Origin of the sequence: Dysgonomonas sp. BGC7 (assembly GCF_001261735.1) — a bacterium.
Lineage (GTDB): Bacteria > Bacteroidota > Bacteroidia > Bacteroidales > Dysgonomonadaceae > Dysgonomonas.
In genome coordinates, this window is the sequence record NZ_CVRP01000008.1 from 18,094 (window position 1) to 41,973 (window position 23,880).

The following is a 23,880-nucleotide window of genomic DNA, read 5'->3' on the forward strand; positions in this document are numbered from 1 at the left end:
TAAAATTACGTTTAAACCATCAAGTAGCTATGAGGTAAGTTGCTGACAAATAATGACTAATACTCAAAATCGTGGACCATTTTTCACACGCTTGCTTGTCCACGATTTAGGCATGTATATACTGTCGTAAATTGCCCTTTTTTGCCTATTTGGACAAAAGAAAAAACCTTGACTTTCTGCTGAAAATCAAGGTTTTACTTCTTTTTGCATCATTTGCTAGTGATCCCGCTGGGGCTCGAACCCAGGACCCCATCATTAAAAGTGATGTGCTCTACCTGCTGAGCTACGGAATCTCCCTGTTGCTTTATCAAAGCGAGTGCAAAGGTAGCCGAAATAATTTATAATCCAAATAAATGGATAAAAAAAATGACACTAAGTATGCTTTTTTACCTTCGTGTATCGGCTGTTTTATGTCTAATTTTTTGATAACTAGTTATGTACGCTAATATTTTAAATTCTTAAATAAAGTGCGAGTTTCTCTAGCTTTATTCAAATAAGAGATCAGCATATCACGATCGAAATAATTTGAAGACTGAGGCGTATAGATAAGTTGAAACAAAGAGCTGAGTTCTTTGTCTGTAAATTGATCTAAGATAGCATTGAATTCGTCTTTATCGTCTATTTCGAAATATAATAAGGCTAGGCGCACTTTTATGGACATATTGTTAGGATCCATATCTAAGAGCTTTTCTGTATAACTGGCGGCCTCTCTGTAGTTTTCTACTTTGATGCTGACTATTGCCAGTTTGTCAATTAAAAAGAAATCATCTCGATTAAACTCATATAATTTTAAATAAATATTCTTGGCCATGTCGTATAATCCTTGTTTAAATGCGACCTCTGCCGAGACCATTCTCAGATCTAAAGAGTCAGGGCTTTTTTCTAGTCCTTTTTGTATAGCCAGAGTTGCCCTGTCATAGTCGTCTTTGAGCAGATACAGGTGGGCCCGTTTTGCAAATAATTCTTCCGATTCCGAATCAAGCATCTCATACAGATCGAGGCTTGCCAGAGCCTCGTCATACATCTCTAATGACTGATAGCATTCTGCTAAAAGGAAACAAATCGATGTGTCGTCCGGATTGGATAGTAGTAAATCGTTGAAAATATCGATGGCCTCCATAGCTCTTCCCGATAAAGATAGACAGTGGGCTTTAAGTTTGATTATATTGCTGTCGGCATCATTAACGGTGAGGGCAAAATCGAATGCGTCTATAGCCCTTTCATAGTCTTCGTTCATCGAATAAAGCTTACCTAAATTGATCCATGCTTCGTATGTGTAAGGTTCTAAATCGAGAATCTTATTTGTAGTGGCTATAGCCTCATCAATATTTCCTACCATTTCATAAGCATAGGCCAAATCGGAAAGAACATCAATATTTCCAGCATTGGCTTTAAGACTTTCCTCAAAGTAGAGAATCGCTTCCTTAAAGCAATCGGCTTCTACGTGGAGAAAACCAAGTTCGGCAAATATATTATCTATAGATTCATCCTCTTCTTTTTCGAGTAATTCTTCCGATAATCTGTATGCCTTTTCGTATTGTCCGAGTTGTAGATGGCACTCTATACGCAATAAATAAAGGTCGAAATCGTACTCTGTCGAAGATTGAAGTAGCTGTAAGGCTTTATCGTACTCTCCGTCATAAACAGCCAGTTTTGCTTTTTTTACAAGCAAAGGAGTATTCCCAGGATGGATAGCCAAACCGGAATTTATTATTGTACGGGCAGTTTCTAAATCTTCTAATCCGTCATAATAGTCGGCGAGTTCGCTAAATTCATCTGCATCAAAATAGGCATTCTTACCCGACTCTTGAGCTTCTTCATACCTTTTTACAAGTGTCGATATGTTTTTTTCTGCCATTTAATATCCATTTTAACTAAAAGGTGACAAAGGTAACACTTTTTGATGTGTTATTAAATGTCACTTTTCTCAACAAAGAATATATGATAAAAGTAGGTAATTTTTAAGTAATTTAAAAACGATATACTCCTTATGTTTAGAACTCCTTTTTTGGGGATAGTCCAAGAACATAAAGAGCATATACTGTATAGATAAAATCGTTATTTCTTTGTCTTAAATTCTCTTGTTAACCGAAAGGCGGAACGCTTTACTTATTCGAGGAAAGCATATTCCGCCTAACAGTGTGTATAATAGGAGATTGTTTTTTTAATCTGTTTTTTGTCCGGCGCTTTCTATTTATCCTTTGCTTTAGCCCACGAGTCCTTTAATGATACAGTCCGGTTAAATACCATTTTGTCCGAACCGGAATCTTTGTCTACACAAAAATAGCCTGTGCGCTGAAATTGGAATTTATCCCCTGCCTGAGCTTCTTTCAGGTAAGATTCCATTTTGCAGCCTGTCAGAACTCTTAAAGAATCCGAATTCAAGAGCTCTTTAAAGTCTCTTTCGTCTTCCGATGGGTTTTCTACTATAAATAAGCGGTCATAAAGCCTCACCTCTGCATCGAAACAACCTTCGGTAGATACCCAGTGAATAGTTCCTTTTACTTTTCGCCCACTGTCAGGCATTCCGCTCTTTGTTTGTGCATCATACTCTGCATATACCTCGACCACATTACCTGCTTCGTCTTTTTTACAGCCTGTACATTTTACGATATATGCATTTTTCAAGCGAACTTCGTTGCCCGGTGTAAGACGGAAATATTTTTTAGGAGCGTCTTCCATAAAGTCGTCACGCTCGATATACAATTCATGCGAAAAGACAATGTCATGCTCTCCCGAATTTTCGTCTTCGGGATTATTTTGCGCTTTCATCGTTTCGGTTTTACCTTCAGGGTAATTTGTTATTATCAGTTTCACAGGGTCGAGTACGGCAGATACACGAGTCACTCTCTTATTCAGATCTTCGCGCACAGCATATTCCAATAAGCCGATATCGTTGATCCCGTCATATTTTGTGTAACCTATTCTGTCTATGAAGTTGTGTATCGACTCGGGAGTATAGCCTCTTCGTCTGAATCCGCAGATAGTCGGCATGCGGGGGTCGTCCCATCCGGCTACAAGATTTTCTTTTACCAGTTGTAGCAATTTACGTTTGCTCATTACTGTATAGGTCAGGTTGAGGCGGTTAAATTCATATTGATGAGGACGATATTCGTCTGTTGCCAGTTGGTCTATAAACCAATCGTAAAGAGGGCGGTGTACAACGAATTCGAGTGTACACAGAGAATGTGTTACCCCTTCGAAATAATCACATTGACCATGAGCAAAATCATACATCGGATATGCCTTCCACTTGTTTCCTGTACGGTGGTGCGGATGTTTTATTATACGATATATTATCGGATCTCTAAAATGCATGTTTGACGATGCCATATCTATTTTGGCACGTAGTACCATGCTGCCTTCTTCCAAATCACCTTCGTTCATCTTAGTGAACAAGTCCAGATTTTCTTCTATAGGACGCTCTCTGTACGGGCTATTTGTTCCCGGCTGAGTAGGAGTCCCTTTTTGTTTAGCAATCTCTTCGGCCGACTGCTCGTCTATGTATGCTTTACCTTCTTTTATAAGCTGAACAGCGAAATCCCACAACTTGTCAAAGTAGTCGGAAGCATAATATATATTTGCCCAATTGTATCCCAGCCATTGTATGTCTTCTTGTATAGAATCTACATATTCTACATCTTCCTTTACCGGATTGGTGTCATCGAAGCGCAAGTTACATACTCCGTTGTATTTTTGAGCAATGCCAAAATCTATACAAATAGCTTTTGCATGTCCTATGTGCAGATATCCATTTGGTTCCGGAGGAAAGCGTGTCTGTATACGGTTATTGTTTTTACCTTCTTTCAGGTCATTTTCTACTGCTATCTCAACAAAGTTGAGACTTTTTTTAGCTTCTTCCGTATTCAAAATATTTTCAGACATTATGGTAGTATAATTAAAAATTTAGAGATTATTTTTTTATTTCGGGCAACATAAATTTATTATATGCTGTATGAAACTCTTCATATTTTTCAGTGCCCTTATATTGCGCTATTATTTCCTGCGATTGCTTATATAGTTCTTCGGCTTTTTGCAGATCCTGATTTCTTATACAATCTATCGACTCCTTATTCAGGCTTGCGGCCTTTTCGGCATCTCCTTCTACAGAAGAACACGAGGTGAGGCAAACAAACAAAATAATAGAAAATAATAATGCGAGTTTCTTCATATAAAATAAATTAGGCTACAAAGATAAATAAAAACAACATATAAGCAGCAGCATGTATTTAATGATATGCTTTTCGGCTTTTGTTTATCGAGCGAAATTTCATGTCGGTTATTATATAGCTCTACTTCAAAAGGGATGAATCGAAAATTCGGTAAACGAATAATTACACAGCTTCATATGCAATTAAATAAGTTAAAAATCAAACTTTATATAGATTTGTATGACCAAACTTTTAATTTTGAGCTTAAAGAATCTTGATTTAATACCATATAGATACTAATATTCTGCCTGAAATGAATTATTTTTCCACATATATATATAAACTCTTTATCCTGTGCTTATTGCTAATTATTACTGAAGGTGTCTCCTCTCAGCAAATCAGCCACTTGGGAGTAGAGAACGGAATAAACGGACGGCAGGTATTCAATATAGTTCAGGACAATAAAAAGTTTGTATGGATATCTACCCGTTTTGGAGTAGATCGTTTCGATGGTGCTAATATAAAGAATTATCCCATGAATATTCTGCATAATGGTACTATTCCAATACGGTCTATAAAAGTGGGATTAGACAGAGATTTTTCATTGTGGGCTTATACAGACAGAGGTACGATATACAAATATGACAACCAGCGTGACGAGTTTGTTGTGCATATAGATTTGAAATTATATATAAGATCTTTGTTTTTCGATGCAGACAATAATATATTAGTAGCTACCAGATCTGATATTGGCAGGGTACAGGGCGATACTATTCAATACCTGAAAGAGCTGGAACAGAAAAGTGAACTATACAGAGATATTCTCAATTACGATAAGGAAAATATTCTTGTTGTATCTACAGGAAACATTTATAAATATAACATAAATACTAAAAATACGCAGCCGTTTATAGATAGTGATATTATAGAAAAAGCAGGTTTTGTAATAGAAACATGTTTATATGATTCCAATTCGAAGAAGCTATGGATAGGTACAGTCAACAAGGGAGTGTTTGTTTACGATATAGATACCCAACAGTTGAAAGCCGGCAATGATATAAGATTATGGTATCACCCTGTACTGTCTATGAATAAATTTGATGATGAACACATGTTGATAGGTACTGAAGGTGTCGGGCTATGTCTGCTGAATATACAAAGTTTGCAAATAGATAAAATGTATACTCAACTAAGTGAGTCTAAAGACCGTATTAGTGGAAATGCTATATATGATATTTACAAAGATACAGGGAATAAGATATGGTTGTCTACATTTTCGGATGGGATAAATATTCTTGATTTCTCTCAGCATGGCTTCCGGTCTATAAAACACGAAGAAGGTAATGCAAATTCATTGAGTAGAGATATTGTTTGCGACATACTTGAAGATTCGGACAGAAATCTATGGTTTGCGACAGATAACGACTTGTGCTTCTGGAATAGAAAAACAAACAAATGGAAAAGATTGCTGACAGAAAAGAATGTAATGAGCTTGTATGAAGATTCTCATGGTAATATATGGGCAGGAACATATTCCTCCGGTGTTTTCAAACTGAATAAGCAAGGCTCTATTATTGCTAATTATATTAAGCATCCGAATCTAGAGAATAGTATAGGAACCAGTTTTGTATATGCTATCTGCGAAGATTCGGAAGGTAATATTTGGTTTGGAGGAAAGCGGGGAAACACATCTAAACTGAATCTGGCAACTAATTCTTTTACTCATGTGTCGGCTACACAAGCAAATCACATTGTGAAAAAAGATTCGAAACATATACTTGTATCTACAGAGCATGGTGTCTATCAAATATCTACAAAGGATAACGTTACAAAAGAGTGTACTTTCAACAAGAACCTGAAAAGCAAATATATCAGTGATATGTATCTTGAATCAGATTCTGTAATCTGGCTGGCTACATACGGAGATGGTCTCAATCGTTGCAATATGCTTACGGGAGGAATATCCAGCTTTACTGAAAAAAATGGATTGCCATCCGATATTGTCTATGCTATAGAAGCCGACAGCGATAATAATCTGTGGTTTAGCTCCGAAAATGGTATAGGATGTTTTAATTTGAAATCGTATCAGGTAACAAACTTCTCTGTTGTAGATGGAATCTCTGGAAATCGATTCAGGCAGCTGTCTAAAACAAAGAGCCATGATGGCGATATTTATTTCGGTTCTTATAATGGAGTTACATTTTTCGATCCCCGACAGATACATAAAACAAAGAATACTGCCCGATTATCGTTGCAAGGCTTTTCCCTGTTCAATCAGATAGTAAAACCCGGAGATAAGAATTCTCCTTTGAAACAGGCATTGGACGATACTAAAGAGATAACACTTAATTACAGGCAACATTCTTTTTCTGTAGATTTCGTTGCTGTAGATTATTCTCTGGGCAAAAGTCGCCGTTATATGTGGAAACTTGAAAATATGGATCAGAATTGGGTAGGACCTACTGCCGAGCATATTGCAAATTATACCAATCTCAGTCCTAATGATTATGTATTCAAAGTAAAATATCTTGACGACAACAGTAATGTTTTAGATGAGAGAGAGGTCAAAATAACAGTATCTCCTCCTTTCTGGAATACTGCTTGGGCACGTATAATAATGGTTGCAATGGTGGCTGTTATTGTCTATTTAGTATACAGGTATGTTGAGCAGCAAATGAAGAAAAAGCAGTCGGAAGAGAAAATCCGTTTTTTTATAAATACAGCTCACGATATCCGTACTCCACTCACACTGATCAGTGGCCCTATATATGAGTTGAAAGAACAAATAGAGGCTTCGCCCAAGAACGATCATTTACTTACACTCGTTACAGAGAATCTCAATAAACTCAATAAGATGTTTTCGCAGTTGCTCGACTTTCAGAAAGCATACGAGTCTAAAGATCAGTTGGTAATAAGACAGCGCGATGTGAAAAAATATTTGGAGAAGAAATTTCCTTATTGGAAATCATCTGCAAACAAAAAAGAGATAACTTTAATCTTAGAGCTTCCTCTTGAAGACCTTTTGGAGTGGTTTGATATTGAAAAAATGGATAGAATTCTCGACAATCTGGTTTCTAATGCTATTAAATACACTCCTCAGCGAGGACATATAGATATAAAATTATCTTCAGATTCTAACAACTGGCAAATATCGGTTATGGATAACGGGATAGGAATATCCAAGCAGGATAGAAAGAATCTATTTACCCGTTTCTATAGGGCAAGTAATGCTGTAAACTCACAAGTCTCGGGCTCTGGGCTTGGGCTTTTGTTGGTAGAAAAATATGTGACGCTTCATAAAGGTAATATCGGGGTAAACAGTGTCGAAAATCAAGGATCGGAATTTTATGTCCAGTTCAAAAGAGGAAAGAAACATTATCAGGACAATATCGTTCTCGACGATCAGAATCTGCCTGTTCTCGATGACCGTATTATGTCGGATGAACAGGCAAATATAGACAAGTTGAAAATAAAATTGCTGGTAGTGGAAGATAATAACGATCTGAGATCATATCTCGAATTGTCGTTGAGCCACTATTATAAAATCTATACTGCCGAAAATGGAGCAAAGGCATGGAACAATATTCTGAGAATAAACCCCGATATAGTAGTGTCAGACCTTCAAATGCCTGAAATGAGCGGGTTTGAACTGTGTGAGAAAATAAAAAATACATTTGAAACATCTCATATCCCTGTTATATTGCTAACGGTTGTTAATGATAAACAACATGTGATAAAAGGGTTCAATTTAGGCGTAGATGATTATATAGAAAAGCCTTTCGATGTTAAGTATTTGAGGTTGAAAATTGATAATATTATTCAAAACAGAAAAATACTCCGCCAAAAGTTTTTGGGAATAGATAAAGAGCAAGCTTTATTGAACGATCAGCAAACAGAGAATGAATTTAATGCAGAGTTTATAAGAAAAGCCACTTCTGTTATTGAAAATAATATTACGAATCCGACATTCTCTATATCCGATTTTTCTAAAGAGATGGGGCTGAGCCGTACTTTGCTATATACAAAGTTCAACTCTGTTACAGGATATACTCCAAACGATTTTATGAAGATCGTCAGAATGAATAAAGCAATTGAATATTTCAAAGAGAAAAAATATACAATAAACGAAGTCGCCCTCATGGTTGGATTCGAAGAGCCGGCATATTTTAGTACCAGCTTTAAGAAGATATATGGAAAATCGCCAAAGCAATTTATTGAGGAAAACATATCTTAGAATCTAAATAATTTCAAATATATATAGAATTAAAAGTCTGTAAATCTGTTTTCTGTACTATTTTATAAGTATAATGAACAGAATTATAAGCATGCTGGCTATGTGCGTGGTTAGTTTTGTTGTTGACATTTTTTAATTCATAAATCTAATATTACCATGCAAAAAAAGAAACTATTCCTTTTTCTGTTATTAATTACTTCTGTAGTAATTAATGCTCAAACGAAAAAGATCCCAATTTCGGGTACAGTTACAGATGACAAAGGAGAATCGCTTATTGGTGTTACAATATCTGTTATAGGACAAAATGTGGGTACTATAACGGATATTGACGGACGTTATTCTATAGATGTGCCATCCGATGCTTCTTCACTGTCTTTTACTTATGTGGGTTTTAAAACACAAATCATTTCGGTAGGTACTAACCGTGTTCTTAATATTGTAATGCGAGAAGATGATAAAGTATTGGACGAGGTTGTCGTAGTCGGGTATGGCGTACAGAAAAGGCGGGATGTGACCGGAGCCGTTGTCTCAGTGAAACCTTCCGATTTGGAAAATATGCCCAATGTAAATATTGTACAATCCTTACAAGGAAAACTGCCCGGTCTCAATATTACCAATACTGGTAGTAGTGCCGAAGGTGAAGTGAAGATGAGAGTAAGGGCCAAGAATTCAATCGGTGCGGATGCTGGGCCACTGATTGTATTAGATGGGATTCAATATGAAGGTTTTATATCGGAAATAAATCCTAATGATATTGAGTCTATCGAGGTTCTGAAAGATGCTTCTTCTGCCGCTATATATGGAGCTAGGGCAGCAGGAGGGGTATTACTTATTACTACAAAAAAGGGTGCATCTGGAAAAACCAGCGTTACATTCGGTACATCTTTTGGTATTACCAATATTATCAATCGTCCTGATATGATGGACGCTACCCAATTCTATAACTTCAAAAAGGCACGTATGGGAGTAGGATCGTTCGAAACTGAGCAGTTTGAAAAAGGAGTTAATACAGACTGGCTCGATTTGGCGATGCAAACAGGCATTAGCCAAGAGTATAACCTGTCTGTAGCCGGAGGGAGTGAGAAAACAAAATACTATGTGTCGGGAAATGCCTCTCGTGTAAAAGGCGTGGCTAAGAATGATGAATTCAATCGTTATACTATGCGTTTAAATCTCGATACAGATATTACTTCGTGGTTGAAGTTCGGAACAAATACAATGCTAGGTTATCACGATCGTCCGGGAGAAGGAGCTAATATAAGCAATGCAAACAAAATGAGTCCGCTGACAGAACCATACAAAGAAGATGGTACTCTTAATCTTCAGCCGAATAGAGACGATAGCAGTGTGAAAAATCCTTTGGAAGGGCTTAATGTCCAGAAAGAAGATGTAGCTCGTAGTATGAATACGACTAATTTTTTGCATATTCAATTTCCTTTTGTCAAAGGGCTTTCTTTTAAAACTATTGCAGGATACAGTTACCGTTCTCGTCTGATTGAATCTTACGAATCCAGAACTGCTACTTTCGAAGGAGAAAGTAAAAAAGGAGTTGCCACTGTTAATAATCAGTACAAGCAGGAATGGTCTATCGAAAACATATTGAACTATAATAGGCAATTTGGAGTACATGCATTAGATCTTACTGGAGTTTATACCTCGCGTGAGTATATAACAAAATATCATGATAATACAGGAGTTGGTTTCGGCGGCGATTATATGACATATTACCAATTTAAATTAGCGACAACCCTTACTCCCGGAGATACTTACAGTAAACAACGGGCATTATCTCAACTATTTCGTGTAAATTATAATTATGACAGTAAGTACTTGTTTACATTCTCTATTCGTCGTGATGGATTTTCTGCTTTTGGCACAAACAATAAATACGGAACTTTTCCTTCTGTAGCCTTAGGTTGGAACATGGAGCGTGAATCATTTATGAGCTCTCTAACATGGCTCGACCGTGCTAAGTTGCGTTTGTCTTATGGTGAGAGTGGCAATCAGGCTATTGATCCTTATGCAACCATGCCTACCATGTCTAATGAATATTACCTAAACGATAAGAAAGATCCCCTTGTTGGTTTTTATCCGAATAAACTTGCAGACCCTACACTGAGCTGGGAAACAACCCGTCAGATAAATGCAGGATTAGATTTTTCGTTTTTTAAAGGTCGTATTTCCGGATCGTTAGATTATTTTTCTGCCAATACATTCGACCTGTTACTTAATAAGAAGATACCGCAGATAAATGGTGTTAATACTATTCGTCAGAATATAGGTAAAACAAAGAGTCATGGTATTGAGCTGGCTCTATCTACAGTCAACATAGATACAAAAGATTTTACATGGACTACCGGATTTAATATTTCTCACAATCGTAATGAAATAGTCAATATCGGTCTGTTCGATGAAACCGGAAGACCTGTCGATAATCTTGCCAGCAGATGGTTTATTGGAGAGCCTATAGATGTTATTTACTCTTACGAATTTGATGGTATCTGGCAGGAGTCAGACAATATTCTCGAGTCGCATATGCCTGAAGCAAGACCCGGCGATGTGAAAATTAAAGATATAAATGGTGACGGAAAAATAACTGAGGATGATCAGCACATTATCGGATATAAAGATCCTGACTATACAATCGGTTTGATGAATACTTTGCGTTACAAGGATATTTCTCTTAGCTTTTTCTTCAATGCTGTTCATGGTATCACCAGATATACTGAGTATATGAACACATTCTTCGATGGTAAAACAAATATCAGACAACGGCAGTGGTGGACTCCGGAGAACAGGATAAACACTTATCCTGCAAATAGGGATAACTCAAACCCTAAAGGTCTTAACTATTTTGGTAAAGCTAATGACGCGTCCTATATCCGTCTTAGCGATATATCTCTTAGCTATTCTCTTCCTAAAAAAATAATTGGAAAAATAGGAATAAATAAACTTGAGGTATATGGTAATGTGAAGAATGTATTCACCTTAACAGACTTTATCGGACTCGATCCTGAATTTACATCTGATTACGGTGTCCCTCAAACGCGTACATTCTTATTTGGATTCAGATTAGGTCTTTAACTATAAAACAAACCAATATGAAAAAGATAATATATATAATCGTATTAGCTCTGGTAAGTATATCATATACTGCATGTAGCGATAGTTTTCTCGACGAAGAGGCTAAAGATGAAACTTATGCAGACAACTTATTTGTAGACTACAATGGATTTCTTTCTGCTAAGTATGCACTATTGAATTTCCCCCGACAAGAACGTCGTGAACCAATACAGTCTGCCGAACTTGGAGTGATCTGGAAAATTGGTACTGATGTAGGATGGGCAAATACAGAGTTGTCCTGGACGCGAGGCCTTAATCAATATACTACTGCTGATCTTACTCCCACAATGCAGTTCCTTAATGGAGATGTAAGTGACTCCAATAAACCCGGTATATTCCTGATATTGTACAGATGTATAAATTCGGCAAATCTTATGATATCCCGTGCAGAGAAGCCCGGAGTAGACTGGATGGGAGGCACACCCGAAAAAGATGAGGCAAATAAAAATGAAATTATAGGACATGCCAAGCTGATAAGGGCTTGGGCATACCGCCATTTAATAATGACTTTTGGCCCTGTACCAAAAAGTGTGGATGAAATTACAGGAGAAAACTATAGAGACGATTGGGAACGAAATTCGGTAGAAGAAATCCAGACTCTGATAGAAGATGATTTATTATTTGCTGAAAAATGGTTACCTGACAATTCGAAAGATGTTACTCGTCTGTCAAAAGCCATTGCTCAACATTATCTTGCTGAGCTGTATTTGTGGCAAAACAAACCGGAAGAAGCTGAAAAGAAAGCCCGATTAGTTATATTAAATCCTAATTATAAACTGATTACAGAGCGCTATGGTGTAAAGAAATCTGAGGCGGGATGTCCGTTTATGGATCAATTCTATAATGGCAATATTTTACCGAGTCAAGGCAATACCGAAGCTTTGTGGGCATTTCCTAACTCTGAGGTAGATAACCTCTTGGGTAGATATACAAATAGTATGCGCCGTACATGGGTATCTGCATACAATAATCTCGATGTACCATATACTCCCGAATATGGAGGCAGAGGGATCGGTCGTGCGGCCATTACTGCATGGGTGTTTTCTATATATGAATCTAAAGATCACCGTTTCAGTGAATATGCTATCCGTAAAAAATATGTGACAAGAAAAGGAGTAACCATTACATGCGATATGGATAAATCTAAGATGACTACCAATAATCATAAATGGGCTAGTACTCGCAAATGGGATTGGACTTTTGCAGAAGAGTCTCGATGGGGAGAGACATATTCTTATGCCGATCAGGTATATTTAAGATTGGCAGATACATATCTTTTACTTGCCGAAGCATTGTGGATGCAAGGAAAAACAAGTGTAACTGATGGTGCTGCGTTTTACATCAATGAAGTGAGAAAACGCTCTAATGCTACCCCTGCAACACAATCTGATATTACTCTCGATTACATTCTGGATGAAAGAGCCCGTGAGCTTGTGACAGAGGAGAACCGTAGAGAAACACTTATGCGTACAGGAAAGCTTATCGAACGTACACGTAAGTATAATCATATTGCTTCAGGAGAAAGGAACGGAGGTCCGGGTATGCAGGATTATCATATTCTCTTACCTTTCCCTAAGATTGTTATAGATGCAAATGTAGGGAAGAAGCTGGATCAGAATGACGGTTATTAGTTCATTACCAAACAAAAAATTGATTTTATGAAAAAAATATTTATTTATATATCGTTTTTATTTGCGTTGACTCTCTTTGCTTGTGACAAAGAAGAATTCAACTCGGACAATAGTGTTCCCGAAACTCCTATGGTTAATATCGCCAATCTGAGAGAAGCTCCTTATCCTATAGGTGCAGCATTAAATATCAATACACTGAAAAATAACCAAGAGTATCGTAATACGGTAATTAAAGAAATGAGTAGTGTTACAGGTGAGAATGCTATGAAGATGAATACTATAAGCAAAGGACGTAAACAATATAATTTTGATGATGCAGACTATCTCGTAAACTTTGCTCAGGAAAATAAGATCCGTGTGCATGGTCATACACTTATATGGTATAAGCACACACCCGATTGGGTTGCTAATTTTACCGGATCTGCAGAAGACTGGAAAACTATTATGAAAGAATATATTCAGGATGTTGTGGGGCGCTATAAGGGAAAAGTTGCATCATGGGATGTTGTGAACGAAATTATTAATGACAATGGAACTTTGCGAGACTGTATATGGCTTCAGAAAATAGGACCCGAGTACATCGAACTGGCTTTTCGTTATGCGCATGAGGCAGATCCCAATGCAGTTTTATTCTACAACGAATACGGACACGAATATAGCCATGTACGCAGATATACGGTAAATCATCTGGCAGATAGCCTAGCTAAGAAAGGAGTGCCTATACATGGTATTGGGTTACAAATGCATACAAACATAAACCGTTCTGTTGAGGATCTTCGCTATGCAGTTGTAGCTGCAGCGGTTACCAAATTGAAAGTGCATGTATCGGAGCTTGATATTGCAGTCAATCCTGATAAAAAAGCAGATGCGACATTTACCGACGAACTTGCACTAAAGCAGAAAGAAAGCTATCGGATGGTAGCTAAAGCAATGAATGATATTCCTGCAAATCAACGATTCGGCATTACTATGTGGGGGGTGCACGATCCCAGCTCATGGCTTAGTTCCAATCCTGATTGGGCATTAGTCTTTAATAGTAAATTTGAAAGAAAACCTGCTTATGATGGGTTTTTGCAAGGATTCTATAAATAGTAAATAATAATGGGCAGCCCCGACCTTATTTTCAGGGGCTGACTTTTCATTCATTAATGACAGGGAAATTTTCTAAAGACCTATTCTTTGGATACGGATTCTTTTGTACATAAAATATATAAATGATTATGAGATATTTATCGAGTATTTTTTTTCTAATACCTATCTTTTTATTGGCGTGTAGCCAGTCAATAAAGAAAAACGAGCCGCTTTTTGTAGAATCCCGTAAGGATAATAAAGATACAGTATGGGCAAAATATGAAGTAAAGACAGTAGACAGGTTGCTATCTATCTCGATAGAGAAAGAGCCTGCAATATCAGTTTATGGCGGATGGAAAGATTGGAAAAAAGATGCAACCGGTTTTTTCCGTACCGAAAAAGTTGACGATCGCTGGTGGATTATCGATCCCGATGGATACCCTTATATACACAGAGCTGTGGTCGCTTTCAATCCGGGTAAATCGGAAAAACAGAAAGAAGTCTTTGATAAGAAGTATGGGAGTATAGCCCATTGGGCAGATACGGAAAGTAAGATGTTGAAGGACTATGGCTTTAATGGAACAGGAGCTTGGACAAATGTAGATGCAGTACGGGATATGGATCAGCCTTTGGTTTACACCATAATAGTGTCACCTATGGGCGCATACAAGAAAGATCACTTGAAAAAATTTGGAGGAAAATATGAAGAAGCCGGATGGCAGGGATATCGTTTCGATCTAGCTATGGTGTTTGACAAAGAATTCGACAAATATGTAAAAGAGGCTATCGAGCCAATAGCTAAATACAAAGACGACAAGTATCTGTTAGGCTATTTTACGGACAATGAACTGCCTTGGGTATTCGATGCTTTAGACAGGCATTTATTGAAACTGGGAGAAAAAGAGCAAGGTCATATTACTGCTAAAAAGTGGTTGCGAGAACGTAAAGGAAAAGATATCTCTGTAAATGAAATAACAGATGCGGACAGGGCTGCGTTTACTGCCTTCTACTTCGATACATACATGCAAAAAGTTACTCACGCTCTTCGTCAGGCAGATCCTAATCATATGTATTTGGGCTGTCGCTTCAATCAGGATAAGAACAAACAGGAGCTTACTAATCCTGAAATATTTAAAGTTGCAGGTAAATACATGGACATCGTATCCATAAATCATTATCGTAAGTGGGAACCCGATCAGGAATGCTTAAATAAGTGGGGAGAATGGGCAGATAAGCCATTTCTTATCACAGAATGGTATACAAAAGCTGAAGATTCGGGTTTGCCTAACAACACCGGTGCCGGATGGCTAGTACATACACAGCACGATAGAGGGCTCTTTTATCAGAATTTTACAATAGGTCTTTTGCAGAACAAAAATTGTGTAGGATGGCATTGGTTTAAGTACATGGACAATGATCCTGACGATCTCACTACCGATCCTTCAAATAGGGATTCCAATAAGGGTGTTGTCGATCGGTATTTCAACCCGTACACTCCTTTGCTCGATCAGATGAAAGAAGTAAATGTACAAACCTATCATTTGATTAAATACTTCGATAAGAAATAACAGAAATGATATAAGTATAGGCTTTGGGACAATAATTATAGACGCATTTTTAAAATATAATTATGAGAAAATTAGGTTTGAAAACTTTATGTTTATTCGTGTTTTGCGCAATGTTTGGTTATCTGTCTGCGCAGCACAATACAGAGAACCGGATTGAAGAAATACTTTCGCGGATGACTCTACGCCAGAAAATAGGGCAGATGAATCAGGTCAATGCCCGAAAACCCGACGAAAAGCTCTACAAGCAGATTCGGAATGGAGAGGTGGGTTCTATTCTTAATGCCGAAGATCCGGTTCTTTTAAATCAGTTGCAAAAAATAGCTGTGGAAGAATCTTCTCTTGGGATTCCTGTTGTTTTTGCGCGTGATGTAATTCATGGCTTCAAAACTATCTTCCCCATCCCTTTAGGTCAAGCAGCATCTTTCAACCCTGAGATAGTAGAAACGGGGGCTCGTATAGCTGCCGTTGAAGCCTCAGAAAATGGTGTTCGCTGGACATTCGCTCCCATGATGGATATCTCGCGCGATCCCCGTTGGGGACGCATTGCCGAAAGCTTTGGGGAAGATACTTATTTGTCAGAGGAGATGGCGATTGCTATGGTAAGAGGGTTTCAGGGAGAAGATTTATCACAACCTTCGTCTATTGCTGCCTGTGCCAAACATTTTATTGGCTATGGGGCTGTGGAAGGGGGACGTGATTATAATATATCAAATATTCCCGAACGACAGTTGAGAAATATCTACCTACCTCCCTTCGAGCGCTCTATAAAAGAAACGGGTTGTGCTACTATTATGACCTCATTCAATGCTAATGATGGCGTTCCTCCCAGTGCGAGTAAATTTTTACTTACCGATCTGTTGAGAGACGAATGGAAGTTCGATGGGGTTGTAGTTTCGGATTGGGCATCAGTGAGTATTATGGTTACTCAGGGCTTTTGTGATGATCGTAAAAATGCAGCCCTTAAAGCTGCTAATGCCGGAATGGAAATGGAAATGGTGTCAGGATGCTATACAGATTATTTGGAACAGTTAGTGAAAGAGGGTAAAGTCTCAGAAAAAACGATTGATAATGCTGTAAGAAATATTCTTAGATTAAAGTACAGACTTGGTCTTTTCGAGAAACCATATACAGATCTTACTTCGGAGCGTAAAGTATATAGTGAGGCTCACTTACGAGCTGCAAAGCAGGCTGCTGAAGAATCATTTGTGTTACTGAAAAATCAGAATAATATTCTGCCATTGGGGAATAAAGTGAAGAATGTCGCTATTATAGGTCCTTTGGCAGATGCCCCTCACGATCAAATGGGTACATGGTGTTTCGATGGAGAGAAAGAGCATACACAAACTCCATTGAATGCATTGAAAAAGCAATTTGGTGAAAATGTAAATTTCATTTACGAACAGACTCTTGCTTTCAGTAGAGATAGGGATAAGTCTCGTTTTGCTCAAGCCATTGAGGCTGCTAAACAATCCGATGTTGTCTTACTATTTGTCGGAGAAGAATCCATCCTGTCTGGCGAAGCTCATTCTTTGGCAGACCTTGATTTAGTAGGAGTTCAGTCCGAATTATTGGAAGAGTTGAGCAAGGCTGGTAAGCCAATAATAACTATTGTGATGGCGGGGCGTCCGCTTACTATAGCAAAAGAAATGGCACAATCTTCGGCTGTCTTATATGCGTGGCATCCCGGAACGATGGGAGGCCCTGCCATTGCCGATGTTCTTTTCGGAAAGTCATATCCTAGCGGTAAACTCCCGGTAACATTTCCCCGCTATGTAGGACAAATTCCTCTCTATTACAATTATGAAAGAATAGGACGTCCGGCAAAGAAAAATGAAGTCCTATTAAATGATATACCATTAGAGGCAAAACAATCTTCGCTCGGAAATACATCATATTACCTCGATGCGGGTTTTGATGCGTTGTTTGATTTCGGATACGGTCTGTCATATACTACTTTCGAATATTCAGATCTGGTTTTGTCAAAATATACACTAACCAAAGATGAAACTCTACAAGTGAGTGTAATTCTAAAAAATACAGGTAGCCATGAAGGATGTGAAGTCGTACAGCTTTATACTGCCGACGTGGCAGCATCTGCATCGCCTCTAGTCAAAGAACTTAAAGGATTTAAACGTATAATTCTAAAGCCGGGAGAGCAGAAAAAAGTGATCTTCGAATTACCAATAGAGAAATTAGCATTTTGGAATACGCAAATGGAAAAAGTTGTAGAGCCCGGTAAGTTTGAAATAATGATCGGAGGTAATAGTGTCGATTTATTGAAAAGTAGTTTTGTTGTAAATTGAATAAAATATAATTATAATGAAGAAAATACTGACAGGGTTAATATCCTTGTTTATATTTAGTAGCCTTTGTGCAAAAGAAATACCTTTAGTTTCGAATATATATGCAAGAACATATATGAGTCTTAACGGGAAGTGGAATTATGTAATAGATCCTCTCGAAAATGGCTATTATGACTACAGGCTTAAGCCATTTAAAGAAAATGGCTTTTTTGAAAATAAGAAAGCAGCTAGTCCTTCCGATCTTGTAGAATACAATCTTGATACATCTCCCATAATGAATATTCCGGGCGACTGGAACATGCGCGATCCTAACTTATTTGTCTACGAGGGAACAGTCTGGTTTAAGAAAGACTTTCTCTATACCAAAAAATCAGGGAATAGAGATATCCTGTATTTTGGGGCTGTAAATTACGATGCTAAAGTATATGTAAATGGTAAGCTTGTAGGTGCGCATATTGGAGGTTATACTCCTTTCAATTTTGATGTAACTGATGTTGTTAAGGACGGCAAGAACTTCGTAGTTGTTAAAGTTGACAATAAGAGAGCTAAAGATAATGTACCTACTGTGAATATGGATTGGTGGAACTATGGGGGGATTACTCGTGATGTGATGATAGCTCAGGTTCCCGATACCTATATTGAGGATTATTCTATACAACTGAAAAAAGATGAGCAAGGCCTTATTTCAGGTTGGGTAAAGTTAAACACAGCTTCAGCCGGTCAAAATATTTCTATACAGGTTCCGGAACTTAAACTCAGGCTGCAACTGACAACAGATACAGAAGGCAAAGTCACCTTTGAAACAAAAGTAAAACCTGTTTTTTGGTCTCCGGAAAATCCAAAGCTGTATGATGTTATAATCAGCAAAAATGATGAGAAGATAAACGATCAGATTGGTTTTAGAATAATAGAGACAAAGGGTAAAGAAATATTGCTGAATGGAAAAAAGGTATTTCTCAGAGGGATAAGTATTCATGAAGAGGCTCCGTACGAACGAGGACGGGCATGGTCGAAAGAAGATGCCGTAACACTTCTTACATGGGCAAAAGAGATGGGCTGCAACTATGTTCGTCTTGCACATTACCCTCACAACGAAATAATGGTGCGTGAGGCAGAAAAATTAGGTTTGATGGTTTGGTCTGAAATTCCTGTTTATTGGACTATTTCGTGGGATAATCCTGATACATACCGGAATGCTCAGAACCAGTTGTATGATATGATCTATAGAGATAAGAACCGCTGTGCTGTTGTGATCTGGTCTATTGCAAATGAGACTCCTCATAGCGATGCACGTGACAGATTTCTTCGCGACCTATCCCAATATGCTCGTCAGCAGGACAATACTCGTCTTATAAGTATGGCTATGGAAGTAACTAAGGCTCCTGATAACCTTAATAAGCTGGATGACAACATGAACGAATATGTAGATGTTATCAGTTTTAATCAGTATATAGGCTGGTATAGAGCTTCTAATGAGGCTGCACGATTAATGAAGTGGGAGATTCCTTACAACAAACCTGTTATTATCAGCGAATTTGGAGGTAGTGCATTACAAGGTTTGCACGGAGACAAAACCGAACGATGGACAGAAGAATATCAGGAAGAATTATATATTCGCAACCTTGAGATGTTAGATAAAATAGATGGACTATCAGGCTTATCTCCTTGGATCTTAGTTGATTTTCGTTCACCACGTCGTCAGTTACCCGATGTGCAGGACTTTTTTAACCGAAAAGGTCTCGTTTCAAGTTGGGGAATAAAGAAAAAGGCTTTCTTTGTGATGCAAAACTACTATAACAAGAAAAAAACAGAATATAAATAAAAAACAGTAAGCTAAATGACAAGAAACTTATTATCCTTTTTTGTTCTCTGTTGTATTTCTGTAGCCCCTGTTCTGGCTCAGAAAACGAATGCGATTTACAAGAATGGTTGGATTGATTTCAATAAGAACGGAGTAAAAGACGTTTACGAAGATCCTTCGGCAAATATAGACGATCGGGTTGTAAACCTTCTGTCTCAGATGTCAGTAGAAGAAAAAACATGTCAGCTTGCTACGCTCTACGGATCGGGGCGTGTGCTTCAGGATATGGAACCTACTGCTGCATGGAAAAATGAAGTATGGAAAGATGGTATTGCCAACATTGATGAGCAAGCCAATGGAATAGGTAAATTAGGAGAGCAACTCTCTTTTCCTTATGCCAAAAGTATAGAAAACAGACATGCCATTCAGCGATGGTTTGTCGAAGAAACTCGTTTGGGTATTCCTGTAGATTATACCAACGAAGGTATTCGGGGGCTGTGTCATACCAAAGCAACTATGTTTCCTGCCCAATGCGGACAGGGAGCTACATGGAATCCATCTCTTATACGTCAAATTGCGGATGTCACAGCTAAAGAAGCAATAGCTTTAGGATATACCAATATTTATTCACCTATTCTGGATGTCTCACGAGATCCTCGTTGGGGGCGTGTTGTTGAATGCTACAGTGAAGATCCTTATCTGACTGGGACATTGGGAAAACAGATGATAGAGGGCTTACAGTCGCACGGACTTGTTGCCACGCCCAAGCATTTTGCAGTGTATAGTATTCCTGTTGGGGGAAGGGATGAGGGTACACGTACCGATCCTCATGTTGCTCCACGCGAAATGAGAACTTTATTGTTAGAACCCTTTCGTCAGGCTTTTCAGGAAGCAGGAGCTTTGGGGGTGATGAGCTCCTATAATGACTACGATGGAGAGCCGATAACCGGAAGCTATCATTTTCTAACCGAAATACTTCGCCAGCAATGGGGATTCAAGGGTTATGTTGTATCAGACAGTGAGGCAGTAGAATTTCTCCATAGCAAGCACAAAGTGGTGAAAGATCAGAAAGAAGCTGCTGCTCTTGCCATCACTGCCGGTATGAATGTTCGTACGCATTTCACTCCTCCCAAAGACTTTATTCTACCTCTTCGTCAGGCTATTGATGAGGGACTTGTTTCTATGGAGACAATAGATAAACGTGTAGGAGAAGTATTACGAGTGAAGTTTATTATGGGATTATTCGATAATCCATATAAAGGTGATACGAAAACCGTAGATAAAATAGTACACAGTAAAGAGCATCAGAATCTTTCTTTGCAGGCTGCATTAGAGTCTATGGTATTGCTAAAGAATGAAAGTAATACACTACCACTTTCCAAAGATCTGAAAAAGATCGCTGTTATAGGCCCTAACGCAGATGAAGTTGAAGAACTTATATGCAGATATGGTCCGGCAAATGCTCCCATCAAGAGTGTATATAAAGGTATCAAAGAATACTTGCCAAAAGCGGAAGTGAGATATGCGAAAGGCTGTAACATTATAGATAAGAATTTTCCTGAAAGTGAGCTATATGATATCTCTCTCGATCAGGAGGAGCAGAAAATGATTGATGAAGCTGTTGCTTTGGCACAGACATCTGAGGTTGCTATCGTAGTATTAGGAGGTAATGAAAGAACGGTGAGGGAAGAGTTCTCCCGATCAGAACTAAATCTGATAGGCCGTCAGGAACAACTGCTGAAAGCTGTATATGCAACAGGAAAACCTGTGGTGCTTCTTCTCATAGACGGGCGTGCAGCAACAATAAACTGGGCAGCAAAATATATTCCGGCAATTATACATGGGTGGTTTCCCGGCGAATTTATGGGCAATGCTGTAGCTCAGACTCTCTTTGGTGATTATAATCCCGGAGGAAAACTTGCCGTTACATTTCCCAAGTCGGTAGGGCAGATCCCTTATGCTTTTCCGTTTAAACCTGCTGCCGACTCGAAAGGAAAAGTTCGTGTGGACGGAGCATTATACCCTTTTGGCTATGGGTTAAGTTATACAACATTCGAATATAGTGGTCTGAATATAGATAAACCTCAGATAGGAACTCATCATAATATTACACTGAGTTGTAATGTAAGGAATACAGGTTCCAAAGAAGGAGATGAAATTGTTCAGTTATATATCAGAGATAATCATAGCTCTGTTACTACCTATGAAAAAGTATTGAGAGGCTTTGAACGTATACACCTGAAACCCGGAGAAGAAAAAACGGTTCATTTTACTCTTACTCCTCAGGACTTAGGTTTGTGGAATAAGCATAATGACTTTGTTGTAGAGCCCGGAACCTTCTCGGTTATGGTAGGTGCTTCCTCTGAAAATATACTATTGAAAGGTACTTTTGAGGTGATAAATCCTCTTTAAATAAAACAATTAAAAGGTTGTGTGACCTCTCAAGGCACACAACCTTTTTTATTCTATCTGCTTTGTTTCTCTAAGATTTGTAAAACAGACTCTCTTAATTTATCTTCCTGTACAATAATATTAAAACTACCCCAGAAGTCTTTATCGTATTCGAATCTAGCATCTGAGAAAATTTTATTCACTGCGACTCTATCTTCTTTTGGGATAGGAAGAACGTTTTCTACTTCTGTCATACAGTTGACCATTTCGCACCATACATCTAATGAAGAACTGAATAACCTTCTTTTTTCTTTAACCCTGAAATTAAGGTCTATTCTTATATGATTTATATAATATACACCATCCAGCTCCTTATATGTAAGTAAATAACGGGCTTGTTTAGGTGTGAGATCAAGTGATTTGCTCTTTTTCTCAATTAAAGCCCCCGCTACTTTCTTTATGTAATCCGGATGTACCTCAAATTCAGCCTGTAACAATGCATGGTTCTCTGTGTCAATATACAGATCTCCCTTAAAAAGAGCTTCTTTTATATTTGGTTTCTGCTCGAATGAAATGATATATACTTTTCGCCCGTCTATTACTGTCATGTTTGTATAAGTATAATCATATAACTGATCTTTGTTGTTTGCCAGAAAATCGGGAATAGTTTTCACTATATCCAGTTGCAAGCATGAGTATATTCCAGATCTCATTTTAGCAATAATCAGCTCTTCATGTCTTCTGTCGTTTATCTGCCTTTTCTTTAATAACTTTACCTGATAATTGTCTGAATTATCATTATATCCCGTCTTATATATTTTGAGTACTGCCTCTGTTAAGTCTATATCTTTATTTCTAACCCGGACACCCTCCCTGTAAAAAGCTGTAGAGTAGACGGGAGCTGCTGCATAATTTTGTTCTCTTTTCTCCAGCATTTCTGCCAGTATATCTTTTGGGGTGATAGCACGTACAACTACTTCTTGAAGAGGAACGATTTTAGGCTCCAGCGAAAAAGCCATGTATTTGTCTGCTAATAGAAATGTTTTAACATTTCCGCTCTGATAGCCGACATGTGAGAATCGTATTGATGATGATAACAACGAATCGGGTAAAACTAGCTTGAATTCGCCGTCCTGATTCGTTATTGTACCAATAGGATGATCTGTTATTCCTACTGCTGCATAGGGTATGGGTGTGCCCGAAAGTTTGTCGTAAAGCTGTCCATGGACTGTAAATATTTCTTCCTTCGGGGGAGCTGATTCTGATGATGTTTCTTGCTTTTCCTCTCTTGGTGAAGAGATGAGAATGTAATTTTCTATAATGGACAATCTTATATTTTTGTTTCCTGTTATTGTATATATTGCCTCTCTTATAGTGTATTCTCCTTTACTTATGCTTGCAGGCTTATTGTTGTCAATTACCTCACTGTCATATATAAACAGAAAGCCTGTTTTATCTGATACGTCTTTTAATAGTTTGTATATATTTTCTTTCTTTCGGGGCAATTTAATTTTACGATCCAATTCCCCATTGTCTGCTTTTACTATTGTAGATAATAGCAAATTGGTAAATAGACAAATGGTTGTCAGAATCGTTTTATACATTCG

General features: G+C 38.0%; 12 protein-coding genes and 1 tRNA gene. 8 read left to right on the plus strand and 5 right to left on the minus strand.

Features of this window, described 5'->3' with window-relative positions:
* Positions 1-220: 220 nt before the first annotated feature.
* The 4 genes from BGC7_RS08210 to BGC7_RS08225 all read right to left on the minus strand — a co-directional run bounded on the left by BGC7_RS08210 (position 221) and on the right by BGC7_RS08225 (position 4,171).
* Positions 221-293, minus strand: a tRNA-Lys gene (locus BGC7_RS08210).
* A gap of 149 nt (positions 294-442) precedes the next feature.
* On the minus strand, positions 443-1,858 hold the full coding sequence (locus BGC7_RS08215; RefSeq protein ID WP_050701104.1) for a tetratricopeptide repeat protein: 1,416 nt from the start codon (positions 1,856-1,858) through the stop codon (positions 443-445).
* 332 nt (positions 1,859-2,190) lie between these two features.
* Positions 2,191-3,885 (minus strand): glutamine--tRNA ligase/YqeY domain fusion protein, encoded by a 1,695-nt coding sequence (locus BGC7_RS08220; protein ID WP_050701105.1) that lies wholly within the window; start codon positions 3,883-3,885, stop codon positions 2,191-2,193.
* Positions 3,886-3,913: 28 nt separating this feature from the next.
* On the minus strand, positions 3,914-4,171 hold the full coding sequence (locus BGC7_RS08225) for an outer membrane protein assembly factor BamD (RefSeq protein WP_050701106.1): 258 nt from the start codon (positions 4,169-4,171) through the stop codon (positions 3,914-3,916).
* Positions 4,172-4,464: 293 nt separating this feature from the next.
* On the opposite strand from BGC7_RS08225, the gene BGC7_RS08230 reads away from it, so the two are divergent.
* From BGC7_RS08230 to BGC7_RS08265, 8 genes are all read left to right on the plus strand, one after another.
* The gene (locus tag BGC7_RS08230; protein ID WP_050701107.1) at positions 4,465-8,385 is read left to right on the plus strand and encodes a hybrid sensor histidine kinase/response regulator transcription factor; all 3,921 of its coding nucleotides are present in this window, start codon (positions 4,465-4,467) and stop codon (positions 8,383-8,385) included.
* A gap of 156 nt (positions 8,386-8,541) precedes the next feature.
* Positions 8,542-11,469, plus strand: a complete 2,928-nt coding sequence (locus BGC7_RS08235) for a SusC/RagA family TonB-linked outer membrane protein (RefSeq protein WP_050701108.1) — start codon at positions 8,542-8,544, stop codon at positions 11,467-11,469.
* Between the two features lie 17 nt (positions 11,470-11,486).
* Positions 11,487-13,139 (plus strand): RagB/SusD family nutrient uptake outer membrane protein, encoded by a 1,653-nt coding sequence (locus BGC7_RS08240; protein WP_050701109.1) that lies wholly within the window; start codon positions 11,487-11,489, stop codon positions 13,137-13,139.
* A gap of 27 nt (positions 13,140-13,166) precedes the next feature.
* On the plus strand, positions 13,167-14,231 hold the full coding sequence (locus tag BGC7_RS08245; RefSeq protein WP_050701110.1) for an endo-1,4-beta-xylanase: 1,065 nt from the start codon (positions 13,167-13,169) through the stop codon (positions 14,229-14,231).
* 128 nt (positions 14,232-14,359) lie between these two features.
* Positions 14,360-15,778, plus strand: coding sequence for a hypothetical protein (locus tag BGC7_RS08250; RefSeq protein WP_050701111.1), 1,419 nt, complete (start codon positions 14,360-14,362; stop codon positions 15,776-15,778).
* 62 nt (positions 15,779-15,840) lie between these two features.
* Complete coding sequence (gene bglX, locus BGC7_RS08255) at positions 15,841-18,081, plus strand: beta-glucosidase BglX (RefSeq protein WP_050701112.1); 2,241 nt, start codon at positions 15,841-15,843, stop codon at positions 18,079-18,081.
* A gap of 16 nt (positions 18,082-18,097) precedes the next feature.
* A complete protein-coding gene (locus BGC7_RS08260) occupies positions 18,098-19,903 on the plus strand; it encodes a glycoside hydrolase family 2 protein (protein ID WP_050701113.1) in 1,806 nt (601 codons plus the stop codon).
* A gap of 15 nt (positions 19,904-19,918) precedes the next feature.
* Positions 19,919-22,294 carry a glycoside hydrolase family 3 N-terminal domain-containing protein gene (locus BGC7_RS08265; protein WP_050701114.1) on the plus strand — a complete coding sequence of 792 codons (2,376 nt, stop codon included), beginning with the start codon at positions 19,919-19,921 and terminating at the stop codon, positions 22,292-22,294.
* A 53-nt stretch (positions 22,295-22,347) separates the two neighbouring features.
* Here the strand turns inward: BGC7_RS08265 and BGC7_RS08270 are convergent, their stop codons facing one another.
* On the minus strand, positions 22,348-23,877 hold the full coding sequence (locus tag BGC7_RS08270) for a carboxypeptidase-like regulatory domain-containing protein (protein ID WP_082206573.1): 1,530 nt from the start codon (positions 23,875-23,877) through the stop codon (positions 22,348-22,350).
* Positions 23,878-23,880: the final 3 nt, after the last annotated feature.

Bases quoted from the DNA above. Each gene is read 5' to 3' on its own strand.
- BGC7_RS08215 (WP_050701104.1), bottom strand. From the start codon at position 1,858: ATGGCAGAAAAAAACATATCGACACTTGTAAAAAGGTATGAAGAAGCT.
- BGC7_RS08220 (WP_050701105.1), bottom strand. From the start codon at position 3,885: ATGTCTGAAAATATTTTGAATACGGAAGAAGCTAAAAAAAGTCTCAAC.
- BGC7_RS08225 (WP_050701106.1), bottom strand. From the start codon at position 4,171: ATGAAGAAACTCGCATTATTATTTTCTATTATTTTGTTTGTTTGCCTC.
- BGC7_RS08230 (WP_050701107.1), top strand. From the start codon at position 4,465: ATGAATTATTTTTCCACATATATATATAAACTCTTTATCCTGTGCTTA.
- BGC7_RS08235 (WP_050701108.1), top strand. From the start codon at position 8,542: ATGCAAAAAAAGAAACTATTCCTTTTTCTGTTATTAATTACTTCTGTA.
- BGC7_RS08240 (WP_050701109.1), top strand. From the start codon at position 11,487: ATGAAAAAGATAATATATATAATCGTATTAGCTCTGGTAAGTATATCA.
- BGC7_RS08245 (WP_050701110.1), top strand. From the start codon at position 13,167: ATGAAAAAAATATTTATTTATATATCGTTTTTATTTGCGTTGACTCTC.
- BGC7_RS08250 (WP_050701111.1), top strand. From the start codon at position 14,360: ATGAGATATTTATCGAGTATTTTTTTTCTAATACCTATCTTTTTATTG.
- bglX (WP_050701112.1), top strand. From the start codon at position 15,841: ATGAGAAAATTAGGTTTGAAAACTTTATGTTTATTCGTGTTTTGCGCA.
- BGC7_RS08260 (WP_050701113.1), top strand. From the start codon at position 18,098: ATGAAGAAAATACTGACAGGGTTAATATCCTTGTTTATATTTAGTAGC.
- BGC7_RS08265 (WP_050701114.1), top strand. From the start codon at position 19,919: ATGACAAGAAACTTATTATCCTTTTTTGTTCTCTGTTGTATTTCTGTA.
- BGC7_RS08270 (WP_082206573.1), bottom strand. From the start codon at position 23,877: ATGTATAAAACGATTCTGACAACCATTTGTCTATTTACCAATTTGCTA.